General features: G+C 40.5%; 13 protein-coding genes and 1 pseudogene. 6 read left to right on the top strand and 8 right to left on the bottom strand.

Annotated features, from left to right (window positions below; translation table 11 throughout):
- Positions 1-73 precede the first annotated feature (73 nt).
- Positions 74-2095: a transglycosylase domain-containing protein gene (locus QGM71_RS13025; RefSeq protein WP_327607996.1), complete on the top strand. Its 2022-nt coding sequence runs from the start codon at positions 74-76 to the stop codon at positions 2093-2095.
- A 410-nt stretch (positions 2096-2505) separates the two neighbouring features.
- Here QGM71_RS13025 and QGM71_RS13020 read toward each other — a convergent pair whose 3' ends face one another.
- From QGM71_RS13020 to QGM71_RS13010, 3 genes are read right to left on the bottom strand one after another with little or no spacing between them, the layout of a single operon-like run.
- The gene (locus QGM71_RS13020; RefSeq protein ID WP_327607995.1) at positions 2506-3027 is read right to left on the bottom strand and encodes a YwhD family protein; all 522 of its coding nucleotides are present in this window, start codon (positions 3025-3027) and stop codon (positions 2506-2508) included.
- Between the two features lie 29 nt (positions 3028-3056).
- Positions 3057-3590, bottom strand: a complete 534-nt coding sequence (locus QGM71_RS13015) for a YwgA family protein (protein ID WP_327607994.1) — start codon at positions 3588-3590, stop codon at positions 3057-3059.
- Positions 3580-4899: an HD domain-containing protein gene (locus QGM71_RS13010; RefSeq protein WP_327607993.1), complete on the bottom strand. Its 1320-nt coding sequence runs from the start codon at positions 4897-4899 to the stop codon at positions 3580-3582. Before QGM71_RS13010 ends, QGM71_RS13015 begins: the two co-directional genes overlap by 11 nt.
- An 87-nt stretch (positions 4900-4986) precedes the next feature.
- Between QGM71_RS13010 and QGM71_RS13005 the strand changes: the two genes are divergently transcribed.
- Complete coding sequence (locus tag QGM71_RS13005; RefSeq protein ID WP_327607992.1) at positions 4987-5838, top strand: lipoate--protein ligase family protein; 852 nt, start codon at positions 4987-4989, stop codon at positions 5836-5838.
- 161 nt (positions 5839-5999) lie between these two features.
- Here the strand turns inward: QGM71_RS13005 and pta are convergent, their stop codons facing one another.
- On the bottom strand, positions 6000-6974 hold the full coding sequence (pta, locus tag QGM71_RS13000) for a phosphate acetyltransferase (RefSeq protein ID WP_327607991.1): 975 nt from the start codon (positions 6972-6974) through the stop codon (positions 6000-6002).
- 232 nt (positions 6975-7206) lie between these two features.
- Here pta and hemQ point away from each other — a divergent pair, with 232 nt between their 5' ends.
- From hemQ to QGM71_RS12980, 4 genes and pseudogenes are all read left to right on the top strand, one after another.
- Complete coding sequence (gene hemQ / locus QGM71_RS12995; protein ID WP_327607990.1) at positions 7207-7956, top strand: hydrogen peroxide-dependent heme synthase; 750 nt, start codon at positions 7207-7209, stop codon at positions 7954-7956.
- A gap of 180 nt (positions 7957-8136) precedes the next feature.
- A pseudogene (locus QGM71_RS12990) lies at positions 8137-8411 on the top strand (hypothetical protein).
- A gap of 57 nt (positions 8412-8468) precedes the next feature.
- Entirely contained in the window at positions 8469-8957 is a 489-nt protein-coding gene (gerQ, locus tag QGM71_RS12985; RefSeq protein ID WP_327607989.1) for a spore coat protein GerQ, read from the top strand.
- A 135-nt stretch (positions 8958-9092) separates the two neighbouring features.
- Entirely contained in the window at positions 9093-9344 is a 252-nt protein-coding gene (locus QGM71_RS12980; protein ID WP_327607988.1) for a hypothetical protein, read from the top strand.
- Here QGM71_RS12980 and QGM71_RS12975 read toward each other — a convergent pair.
- The 4 genes from QGM71_RS12975 to QGM71_RS12960 form a co-directional block, all read right to left on the bottom strand.
- Positions 9339-9707 carry a DUF423 domain-containing protein gene (locus QGM71_RS12975; RefSeq protein WP_327607987.1) on the bottom strand — a complete coding sequence of 123 codons (369 nt, stop codon included), beginning with the start codon at positions 9705-9707 and terminating at the stop codon, positions 9339-9341. The two genes, QGM71_RS12980 and QGM71_RS12975, sit on opposite strands and share 6 nt — an antisense overlap.
- Before the next feature lie 18 nt (positions 9708-9725).
- Positions 9726-10010: a YwdI family protein gene (locus QGM71_RS12970; protein WP_327607986.1), complete on the bottom strand. Its 285-nt coding sequence runs from the start codon at positions 10008-10010 to the stop codon at positions 9726-9728.
- Positions 10011-10281: 271 nt separating this feature from the next.
- The gene (locus tag QGM71_RS12965) at positions 10282-10428 is read right to left on the bottom strand and encodes a hypothetical protein (protein WP_327607985.1); all 147 of its coding nucleotides are present in this window, start codon (positions 10426-10428) and stop codon (positions 10282-10284) included.
- A 1085-nt stretch (positions 10429-11513) separates the two neighbouring features.
- A complete protein-coding gene (locus QGM71_RS12960) occupies positions 11514-11813 on the bottom strand; it encodes a phasin family protein (RefSeq protein ID WP_327607984.1) in 300 nt (99 codons plus the stop codon).
- Between the last annotated feature and the right edge of the window lie 10 nt (positions 11814-11823).

Genomic DNA, 11823 nt, shown 5'->3' with positions numbered 1-11823 from the left:
TTCCGATATTTTGTTTAGTACTCTCTTTCTTTTCCCATAATGTGAGTAAGTACACATATTGGAGCTACTAATTATGAAGCCTATACGTATAAAGAACCGTTTTATTATAAAAGTTATAATTGCCGCCTCTGGGATGATGATCGCCCTTTTAATAGGGGTTTATTTGATCAGTTTTCTTTTGGGCCCTCCTACATTACTAAATGACCAAAATACGATTTACTATAGCAGCTCTGGGGAGGTCATTGGGAATGAACGCGGGTTGCAAAACCGCTACTGGAAAAATTTAAAGGACATGTCCCCCCATATTGTTAATGCCACGTTAATAATTGAGGACCAGAACTTCTTTGATCATAATGGATTTGACTTCAAACGAATTGCCGGTGCTGTTATAAAAGATCTAAGGAGTCTTTCTTTAAAAGAAGGGGCAAGTACATTAACCCAGCAATATGCCAGGAACCTATACTTAAACCATGAAAAAACATGGAGCCGAAAAATAAAGGAAGCATTTTACACGGTACGGTTAGAAATGTTCTACACAAAAGAAGAGATTCTCGAGGGTTATTTAAATACGATCTATTATGGCCATGGTGCTTATGGCATTGAAGCTGCCAGCAACTATTTTTTCTCAAATTCTTCTGCTGAATTGACGTTGGCTGAAGCCTCCATGCTCGCAGGGGTTCCAAAGGGTCCTACCTACTATTCTCCTGTGAATGATTTGGAAAGAAGCAGATTAAGGCAAAGCCAGATTCTCAGCATCATGTTAACTAACGATGTAATAACAGAGCAAGAACAATTCCTGGCAACAAGAGAGCATTTGATTTATTCGGCAGAGAACGATTCGGAAAAAGGAAATACCGGTCCACATTTTCAATACATTGCTTTGAAGGAAGCGTCTGAAATTCTTGAACTAGAAATGGAAGAGATACGTGCCGGCGGATTTGAAATTTATACTACATTGAATAAAACCTATCAGCAACAGCTGGAAGAAAAAATAAATCAGGTGATAAATCCAACAAGCGATATTGAAGTTGGCGCCTTATCCATCGACCCTCATACAGGGGGAATCCTTGCTATGGTCGGCGGGAGAGATTATCACACGAGCCCATTTAACCGGACTACTTCTGCAAAGAGAATGGCTGGGTCGGCCTTTAAGCCTTTTCTATATTACGCTGCGTTAGATAATGGATATAATGCCGGAACGATGCTAATGAGCAAGCCGACCGTGTTTGAGCTAGATGAGGGAGAATTATATCAGCCCAGTAATTTCAATGGGTACTATGCGCATGATACCATCACCCTTGCACAGGCAATTGCCTTATCTGACAACATCTATGCAGTGAAGACAAATCTGTTTCTCGGCTCAGAAACGCTTGTAGAAACAGCAGGCGAGTTTGGTATAGGCAGTAAACTGCCGGCCGTACCTTCTCTTGCGTTAGGGACAGCTTCTGTATCCGTTGTAGAGATGGTACGAGGTTATGCGATGCTAGCAAACGGCGGTCATGAACTCACCAGTTATACTATTGAGAAAATTATTGATCGTAACGGAAAGAACGTGTTTGAAAAAGAAAATAAAAAAAGCAAACCCGTTTTAGATCCCAAGAAAGCATTTATTTTAACCCATATGATGACAGGTATGTTTGACCGCGAGTTGGATGGCTATATGGCTGTGACCGGGTCAACCATTGCGAATGAGCTCACGCGGCTCTATGCTGGCAAATCCGGTACAACGAAGTCCGATAGCTGGATGATCGGGTACAGTCCCAGTCTTGTCACAGGGATCTGGACAGGGTATGACGACAACCGCAATATGGAGATTGTCGCAGAATCAGCCTATGCAAAACAAATATGGGCCCGCTTTATGGAGGAGGCACATAAAGGCTCCCCGCAGGAAAGTTTTCCTGTGCCGGCCGGCGTAGTCGGGGTACCTATTGACCCCTCAACTGGTGATCGTGCCACACCCTATTGCAATACAAGTCGTGTGATGTATTTTGAAAAGGGTACAGAACCTCAAGCCTATTGTACGGATCATTTTCACGATACGGATGATGAAAATGAAAAAAGTATGGTGGAGAAGCTATTTGATTTGTTTAATTGAATGGATGGTGGTCTTAAGGGAAGAACAAAGGCGCAGGGCGCTCGTTTATCACCGTATGCGCTGGACGGAATCGTATAAGATAAAGGAAACACAATGAGTGTAACGAATTGGTTTATGTTGAGTTAGATTAAGAAGAGTCCGGAAGGGCACTAGGTGATGGGCGCCCTGCGCTGGACGTGGCTAGATAGCTTAGTTTGCTATCCACAGGCCTCAAATTTTATATTTTTCTAGACAATAAAAAAGCCGACTCCAGCAGGTTACTGCCTGCTTTAGAGTCGGCTTCTTTTTTGTCCTAGTAATACATGAGTGCCCATGTATTCATATTTTACAAACTTCTATTACAAAGTACAAGACATTCGGTAACTTTCATGATGAAGTCACAAAATGTTCATAATTTGCTTTTCCCTTTTTTAATCAGAAAGTGCGTTTTTTAGCTCTTCGGTGGAATTGTTCCACATTTCCTCATTAAATTCCTCAAGAAACTCTTTTAATAATTTTTTGGACTGGTCATCCATATTATCGACAATAATTTTCCCTTTTAGTGACTTTTCCATATGTGTAACATGTTCCGCCATGGACTTGTAAGCACGTTTAATGGAACGGTCGACACGAATTTCACTTCCTGCTACGCCTGCGTAGTATGGCCCATTCTCCCCGCGTTCCACATTTACCCACACAATCCAATACAACAGCCCGTTTGGAACCTCATCGCGGTTTGGCAGGAACTTCACACGACGTTCAATTTCACTGCGTGCATGCATCGCGCCCATATCGACATACGCTTTATTTCCATTGGGGTCCACAATGACCGGTGACATATTTTCCAAGCTGATCGTACCTGCCCCGTAACCGCCATGTCCATCTGTAGAATCATCTTTTATTATTGTAAATGCATTATTCTTCTTTTTATTTGAAGATTGATCTGAACTCATTATGATCCTCCTTCTTTCTCAGTTGGTTCTTATTGTAGCATAGGTGGTTGTCTGTTTTCATGCATCTGATTCGGCTTCATTTTTTCTATAAAATCAACAGCTTCCCGAATTTCTTCCATCGTGTAATTTTGTTTTGGTTTTAGTAAATGAACCTTTTCAACCACTTCTTGAAGTCGCAAGTCTTCAAAGAACAGCATTGTTGCCACCAGCTCCAGAAATCGGGAGTTTTTCCCTTTCATTAATTCAACCTGCTGAGAAAAATCGGGCAGATTTAGTGGGAATTGATTTAAAAATTCCTGTCCATCTGCTGTAATTGTATAATTATATTGATAATAATTGCTTTTTTCTTCTTTCATTTCTTCAATGAAACCTAGATTACACAGCTCTTCCACCCGTAGTGTCAACTCTTCTGAGTATGGTCCATAAAAATGAAATTGATACTTTTCTTCAAATGGAACACGGCATTTTTGCAATATATAAATCATCTTTTGCAGCTTCTTGCGACCAGTAACTTCCTTCGCTACTGAAAAAAACTGCATCAATTTAGCATGATTAGTTAACATCCTTTACCTCTCCTTGACCATATAGTATCTCTTTAATCCGCTGTTTTACCTGTGTGTCGGGGAGCTCTTCCAACAGATCCTTTGGAAAATATAATTTATGATCTGTTCGTTTTTTACCAGAGATAGCTTCCACAATGTCCGAATGTCTGGAAAGCTCTTTTAATTCACCATTCGGCATCAGAAGATGGATCGGGAGCCGCTCTTCCTCTTCCCCAGGGCGATAGAAATCATAGGGTAGGTCGGAAGACGAATCGACAACAAGATAATATTCCGGATCAATGTCTGCCTCCTGAAACAATCGGTGAAGCTCCATCCACTCTTTCATCTGCTGGTTTGGGTTGAATTCGATATATTTAAACAGACGGCGATTCGTGAACCGTTCACAGAGGTCGCTTAGAATCTCGTCATCTTCATCCTGCCACAATTGAAAATAATAGGAAACGATTCCTTCATCAAGCTTTAAATAGTCTTCCAGCTTTACATCCCCTGAGAAAAATGAAAGAAAGTGTGTAGGCTCAAGTTTAAAGGTATAGTCCCCTGCTTGGTATAAATGCTTGGCACGATGAAGAATCTTGGATAATATCACCTCTGCACTTCTAGTCACTGGATGGAAGTATACCTGCCAGTACATTTGGTAGCGGCTCATAATATAATCCTCGACCGCATGCATACCCGTAGATTTAATAACTACCTGATCCTCAATTGGGCGCATTACACGTAAAATACGTTCCATATCAAAATGTCCATAACTGACACCTGTAAAATAGGCATCGCGCTGCAGGTAGTCCATACGATCCGCATCAATCTGGCTTGAGATCAAGCTGACTACGAGTTTATCTTCGTAGGTTTTTGCTATTACGTCAGCCACCTTTTGAGCAAATCCCTCTTCAACGCGCTCCAATATTTTATTAATAAAGGTGTCTCCTAATATGATTTGCTGGGTAAAATATTCATGATCCAGCTTAAATACTTTCTCAAAGGAATGCGAAAATGGGCCGTGTCCCAGGTCATGCAACAACGCAGCACATAGACACAGCAGGCGTTCATCATCATTCCAATGAGGCCTTCCCTGGAAATTGTAAATAATTCTTCGGACTATTTCATATACCCCAAGCGAGTGATTAAATCGGCTGTGTTCTGCTCCATGAAACGTATAATTTGTTGTACCAAGCTGTTTTATTCTGCGCAGCCGCTGAAATTCCGGTGCTGCTATCAAATCCCAAATAACCTGATCTTTTACATGAACATACCTATGCACTGGATCTTTGAATACCTTCTCCTCAGATAATTGCTCATCCTTATATCCCATTGATTTCACATCTCGTTTCTTTTCGACGATTTTCATTTATTATATAATAGATAGTAGAAGTAAAAAAGGGATACAAAGGAGTTACTTATGAAAAACTGGAAAGAAATCATCCGTCATACGACTTTTCGATATATCGATCATTCAACACACACACATATTAATGGTGAAATGAATACGGCATTAACCTCATTCGCTATAGATGACGCACTTGCCATATCGGTGAGTGACGAGGTCTCCCCACCCGTAGTCCGTTTATGGGTACATGCAGATACAATAGTTCTCGGAATACCCGATGCCAAACTCCCCTACATTGAAGAGGGTGTTCAGCTTCTGAGTTCGCAGGGCTATCGTGCAATTGTCCGTAATTCTGGTGGACTTGCTGTAGCGCTGGATGAAGGGGTGTTAAACCTTTCCCTTATACTGCCTGGCGTCAAACGGATATCTATCCATGATTGCTATGAAGCGATGGTTAGTCTTGTGCAATATATGCTCCGTGATTTAACAGATGATATTAAAGCCTATGAAATCGTAAATTCCTATTGCCCAGGCGATTATGATTTAAGCATTAATGGGAGAAAGTTTGCCGGGATATCGCAGCGACGTGTAAAGGATGGTGCTGCGATTCAGATATACTTGGATGTGGAAGGAAATAGTTTGGAACGCGCTTCTTTAATCCGACGTTTTTATGAGGTCAGTAAAAAAGATGAGGAAACAAAATTTAACTTCCCTGTCGTCGATCCAGCTGTTATGGGATCACTGTCTGAGCTGCTGAATACATCATTAACGGTAACGGATATGAAAAAGCGTGTTCAGTCAGCTTTGAGCGATTTTAGCAATGATGTCGTCTTCCATGACTTTTCCAAGCGTGAACTTGATTTATTCGAAAGAAGGCTTGAACAAATGAAGAAAAGAAACGAAAATATTTCAAAGATGCATTGATAGAGCAAAAATGCACTTCGTCCCATCGAAAACATTTGTCCGTCGAAGCCCGGACATGGCTGTTTAATTATAAGAATTAATTCAGCCAAAATTTATACTTTCCTATTTCTCGAAGAAAAAAAGATTGCAATAGAGCTACCGGCTCCATTGCAATCTTTCTTTTACACTTCCGATTGTGCTGCTGTAATTAACGCTAATTTATATACATCATCTGCACTGCAACCACGCGACAGGTCATTTACTGGCTTATTCAAGCCTTGCAAAACAGGACCAACTGCCTCGAATCCACCAAGGCGCTGCGCGATCTTATAGCCGATATTCCCTGCTTCCAGGCTAGGAAATATAAATACAGTTGCATCACCTTGCAGCGCTGAATCAGGTGCTTTCTTCTTTGCAACACTCGGTACGAAAGCAGCATCAAACTGGAATTCCCCATCAATAACGAGCGACGGATTCTTTTCTTTCGCAATGCGCATTGCTTCTACCACTTTTTCCGTTTCCTCTGATTTTGCGGAACCCTTTGTAGAGAAGCTAAGCATGGCTATACGCGGATCGACGTCAAATAACTGCCCTGTGACAGCACTTTCAACAGCTATTTCCGCCAGATCCTGGCTATCAGGAGAAATATTAATTGCACAATCAGCGAACACGTATTTCTCCTCATCACGCACCATTATGAATACTCCAGAGGTTTTCTTGGTACCTTCTTTTGTCTTAATAATCTGCAGTGCCGGACGTACCGTGTCTGCTGTAGAATGTGCAGCACCACTTACCAGCCCATCTGCTTGATTCATATAGACAAGCATGGTGCCAAAATAGTTCTCATCAAGAAGAACATCCACGGCATCTTCCTTTGATACTTTTCCTTTACGTCGATCAACAAATGTTTCTACCATTAAATCAAATTCCGTAAAATCACGAGGATCTATTAATTTACAGGAAGAGATATCTACTCCAACCTCTTCTGCCCTCTGCTTCAATTCAGCTTTACTACCAATTAAAATGGGTGTAAGTATTCCAGCAGCTCCCAGCTGACTTGCCGCAGTTAAGATTCTCTCATCCATTCCTTCAGGAAAGACGATCGATTTATTTTTAGATGCTATCTTTTCTCTTAATTGATTAAATAATTGACTCATTTTTATAAACCTCCCATTTTAACTACACTATACTTAAATAGTAGATGATTTTATAACTTAGATAAAGTAATAGGATCTGTATATAAAGGTATTCTTGACAGACCTATGACATTATTTAGTAATTTTTGTTTTTAAGTCTTTCTGTCAACAAGCTCATGTATGATTATCCTACCCCAATTATGATATAGTAAAAACATATTAGGATACTTTATTTAAAAAAGGAGAGATATATATGGTAGAAGCAGTAGAAACCATGGATGGCTGGTACAGCCTGCATGATCTGCGCAGCATTGATTGGAATGCATGGAAGTTAGCATCTGAGGAAGAGCGTCAGGAAGCAATAGTCGGATTTGAGAAGTTACTGACAAAGTGGGAAGCGGTGGAAGAAAAGAAAAATGGCAGCCACGTACTCTATAAAGTTGTAGGGCAAAAAGCCGATTTAATCTTTATGTTCCTGCGCCCGACAATGGATGAACTGACGGATATCGAAACGGAGTTGAATAAATCCAAATTTGCAGAGTTCTTACTACCTGCACACTCGTATGTATCTGTCGTTGAACTTTCAAAATACCAACCACAAAAAGATGGAATCGATCCAGAAACATTACCAGAAACACAGGCTCGTTTAAAGCCAATTCTTCCTAAATGGGAGCATATCTGTTTTTACCCTATGGACAGACGTCGTGAGGGTGAGGAAAACTGGTACACATTAGAGAAAAATATAAGAGGTAAGTTGCTTTATGAACACAGTAAAACAGGCCGTAAATATGCAGGAAAAATTAAACAAATTATTACCGGATCCATTGGTTTAGACGATTGGGAGTGGGGTGTGACCTTATTTGCCCACAATCCATTAGAATTCAAGAAAATTGTTTATGAAATGCGCTTTGATGAAGTAAGTTCACGCTATGGTGAGTTTGGCGAGTTTTTCATTGGAAATAACCTGCCGAAAGAAGCTGTCGCAGCATATTTAGCCGTATAATTGATATATAGAAGGTCTTCTATTCCGATCGAGTAGAAGGCCTTCTTTTTATTTGTCATAAACCCACTTTTGGAAACATACACATAATTAGTGAGTTATGCATCACGATTGTACAGAAACGAGGTAAGGTTATGTCAGTTGTAGCACACAACGAAAGATGTTGATGTGCTAGCAAAGCTAATGCGCGCTGAAGCTGAAAGTAATGGAGATTTGGGCATGCTGATGGTCGGTAATACTGGTGTTGATCGGTTTATTGCTAATTGTCTCGATTTCACGGAGATAAGATCTAGTAATTCAAGGTGAACGGCAGCACCCCGCCTCAGATTCATTGTAGTTTTTCATGCCACCAGGGAAGCTGTCCGGGCTAATGGTTTAATCAATGGAATGTGGGCAGGTATAAATCACATTGTTTTTATGCACCCACTGTAGCTGACTATCCAAGGGTATGCCTATAAATTACGGGCAAAGCACGCTGTTCAATTAAGAAGAATTAAACAAGAGGAGGTTTTTCAATGAGTGAAAAAAAGGAAGGTACCAATCAGACTAACCCTAATCAATATCAGCAAGCTGCTTATCCATACTACTATTATCCACAGGCATCCCAAGCTTATTATCCATATTTAACTAATACGAGACAACAATTTCCTCAGCAGACACCACAAGCACCATCCCAGCAACAAACCCCTGTCTCTGCCTTGGATCATGGTATGCTGCCGGCAGAACAATCCTATATAGAGAATATTTTACGGCTGAATAGAGGTAAGCGTGCAACTGTTTATATGACTTTCGAAAACAACCCCCAGTGGACGGCAAAAATATTCAAAGGGATTATTGAAGCAGCGGGAAGAGATCATATCATATTGAGCGATCCACAAACAGGTAAACGCTTCCTGCTACTAATGGTATATCTTGACTATGTAACATTTGATGAGGAAATAGTTTACACCTATCCATTTGCCGGTACCGGAAATGGGCAGATTGCAGCATATCCGCCGAGATAGTTCTTATAGCAAAAGGATGACACCCTAAAATCTGTGTCATCCTTTTTCACCTGTTAAGCACTTCAGTTACTTTCGTTATGGCTAATCATTAAACCAATTCAGCGTTTGGGCTTTTATTGATAAAGGAGCAATCATATGCGACATCCCTATGAAAAGTTCATTCGAATTGAACTCCTGTCTCTTGCCAGTGCTATATTGATCGGTATAATAGCACTCGCACAAGGATACACACTACTTATTTTCCTGTGCCTTTATCTGCTGGCACTGAGCTTAGCATGTAATGCACTAATTGAATTGCATAGGCACGAAGCAGATCAGGCCGGAAAACAAATTCTGCGTGCGATCATGTTGTTCATCCTTGCGTCATTTATGCTTTTTCAATTATAGGTATTTTACTACTGCAGTTCCCAGAATTACCCAACCAATCAAAAACGCTACTCCGCCAAGAGGAGTTATCATGGCAAAGGTCTTAATTGCAGTTGTTGAATAAATATATAAACTCCCCGAAAATAAGAGAATACCGATAAAGAACATCCAGCCAGCCCACACCATGCCACCACTATGAAATTTAGCGAGCAATAAGCCCGTTACGAGTAATGCAACGGTATGAAACATTTGATAACTGACAGCCTTCTCCCAGGTTTTCAACGCTTTCTCAGATACTTTTCCTTCTAGCCCATGAGCACCAAATGCCCCCAGTGCTACTGCTATAAATCCATTCACAATACCAATCAGTATAAATAACTTCATATCCTGTACACCTCTTTGTTAAAAATCAAAAATTGAATCGCCATTTGCGTCATCTTGCATAATGGAAGATCCGCTGTGTGTTTTAGTAACGCTTTTTTGTTCACCAATCATAGCCTTCATTTCTTCTTTTGTGATATTTAATTCCGGCTCTTTTTTCACTGCAGAATCTTCCTCTAAAAATAAATCACAAAGTAAACGAACATTCGCTATATGATTTACCACTTTCTGCTGATCCGATTTTTCTTTTGCTTCTTTTAACTCATTGATCATTTTTTCAATGATCGTACTGTTTGCAACTGCCATTACTGACGCTCCTTATTTACCTTCTAAATTATGTACAAGTATAACATGATCATATTAACTTTTGACTTGAAAAGCTTCAGAAAATTGATGTTGATTTATCATAAGAAGAGTCTGAAAAAGGCAGTGCGTTATGGACACTTGACTTGGCCCTTGCTTTCGGAGAATTTTATAAAGCCAGATTTATATACTTCTTATCACAAAAAAGACTTGGAGACTCCAAGACTCAAGTGATTACTATAAATAAATGTATATCAACTAAAAATTCAACAGGTTACCTGCTTATATTCTGAAGTACCCCGCCTTTTTGTTCATCAACATAGCGTTCATACATCCACTGCAAAAATGCAACTTCTCTATCCTGCAACTGTCTGCCAAGCTCCTCTTTTGTATCCTCACATATCTGTAATAAGCTTTCCATAACGCTATTAATCCCCCTATTGCAATAATTAACGATAGTTTATTTTCCTATTATATAGTTAATTCCCTTTGGAAACAATATATAATTTTAAATTTGCAGAATATACAGTTAAATACTTTTTTTCCGACATATAGTACATTTTAAATACGACAATTACCTATTTTAACAGGGGATTTGAGAAGTAGAAGTATTTCAAGGGAGACTCCAGTGGGAGGAAAGACATGAAAACCGTCAATCTGGTCTGCACACGATTCGAACGTTCTAGCATGACCGCTGCCCCTGCCTTCATTCAGCGATCGCTACACTTTTTCCAGCGGTCAGCTTGCTTAATCCCGCGTTCGATCCAATTTATCCAGCGCTTGTTCAGCTTAATCCCGCGTTCAACCCGGTTTATTCAGCGGTCAACCCTCTACATCGTCCGATCTGATACGTGTGCAGTACGAAATTTTTGGCATGACCGGTGTATCGGTGAGACCCCGCAGTGTGATAGCCTGACCACTGAAAAAATCCGTGATGATATTACAAGAGTGTATACGGTAGCCATTGCTTTCGAGTTGAAAACTTAAGTTTTTCAGTGGCCTCGTGATAGCACAAGGTGGCTCACCAGCCGACATCAGCAAAGAAAACACTGCAAAGTGAAGCTGAGCAGATGTTGCACTTGTACCTGGAGTGGTGAAAGCGACTGCCCGCAGTGGAAATCACCCCTGCTAATGTCGCTTTTGTTAAAAGGTAAGAAAGTATAAATTTTTGGCTGCAATTAATTCTTACACTTAAAGAGCCACGTCCAGCTCCAGCGCCCAGGGACTAGCGAGACTTCCTTCACCTCCGTACGATAAGTCAACATCGGCTTCCTCCGGTCACCGTGTTTCCTTTTAGATGAACTTGACTTATCGCCAGGAATGGCGAAAGTCTAAGTGAATCTTATACTTTGGAGTGAATCTCCTGCGGCTCAGTCCAGTCCGTACGTCCCTACCCGGGCGCCCTGCGCTTTTGTTCTATCAAATGCAATAATAAAAAGGATAGGTTAAGCGGCATGTTGCCGTTTAACCTATCCTTCATTTCTATTCATCTACCGTTTTCTTGCATCAATTCTCATTTAATCTTTCTTCCAGCTCAGTAATCCGAGCACGTAATTCATTAATATCTTCCTTCGTTGCTAAACCTAACTCTTTTGCCATTTGTTGGGTTTGTCCCATTTGCTTGGCATTCCATTCATCCTTCTTCATTTCCCCTTTATCAACAAAGTTTTGCATAACTGTTCTTGCCTGTTCTTGGGTCAATTCATTCTTTTCTACAAGCTCCTTCAGCTTCTGGTCAAATTTTTCCTTACTGCTTACTGCAGCTCCAAGTCCCAAAAGGAAACCCCTTCTTAATAATTCATTCATTTATAACATC

It is taken from the genome of Virgibacillus tibetensis (assembly GCF_036026595.1).
GTDB classification, from domain to species: Bacteria; Bacillota; Bacilli; order Bacillales; family Amphibacillaceae; genus Virgibacillus_P; species Virgibacillus_P tibetensis.
This window is presented reverse-complemented; position numbering and strand designations above follow the sequence as displayed.

Coding starts and splice junctions, on each gene's coding strand:
- gerQ (WP_327607989.1), top strand. CDS start 8,469: ATGAGTGAAAAAAAGGAAGGTACCAATCAGACTAACCCTAATCAATAT.
- QGM71_RS12970 (WP_327607986.1), bottom strand. CDS start 10,010: ATGGCAGTTGCAAACAGTACGATCATTGAAAAAATGATCAATGAGTTA.
- QGM71_RS13005 (WP_327607992.1), top strand. CDS start 4,987: ATGAAAAACTGGAAAGAAATCATCCGTCATACGACTTTTCGATATATC.
- QGM71_RS12960 (WP_327607984.1), bottom strand. CDS start 11,813: ATGAATGAATTATTAAGAAGGGGTTTCCTTTTGGGACTTGGAGCTGCA.
- QGM71_RS12965 (WP_327607985.1), bottom strand. CDS start 10,428: ATGGAAAGCTTATTACAGATATGTGAGGATACAAAAGAGGAGCTTGGC.
- QGM71_RS13015 (WP_327607994.1), bottom strand. CDS start 3,590: ATGTTAACTAATCATGCTAAATTGATGCAGTTTTTTTCAGTAGCGAAG.
- QGM71_RS13025 (WP_327607996.1), top strand. CDS start 74: ATGAAGCCTATACGTATAAAGAACCGTTTTATTATAAAAGTTATAATT.
- pta (WP_327607991.1), bottom strand. CDS start 6,974: ATGAGTCAATTATTTAATCAATTAAGAGAAAAGATAGCATCTAAAAAT.
- QGM71_RS12980 (WP_327607988.1), top strand. CDS start 9,093: ATGCGACATCCCTATGAAAAGTTCATTCGAATTGAACTCCTGTCTCTT.
- QGM71_RS13010 (WP_327607993.1), bottom strand. CDS start 4,899: ATGGGATATAAGGATGAGCAATTATCTGAGGAGAAGGTATTCAAAGAT.
- hemQ (WP_327607990.1), top strand. CDS start 7,207: ATGGTAGAAGCAGTAGAAACCATGGATGGCTGGTACAGCCTGCATGAT.
- QGM71_RS12975 (WP_327607987.1), bottom strand. CDS start 9,707: ATGAAGTTATTTATACTGATTGGTATTGTGAATGGATTTATAGCAGTA.
- QGM71_RS13020 (WP_327607995.1), bottom strand. CDS start 3,027: ATGAGTTCAGATCAATCTTCAAATAAAAAGAAGAATAATGCATTTACA.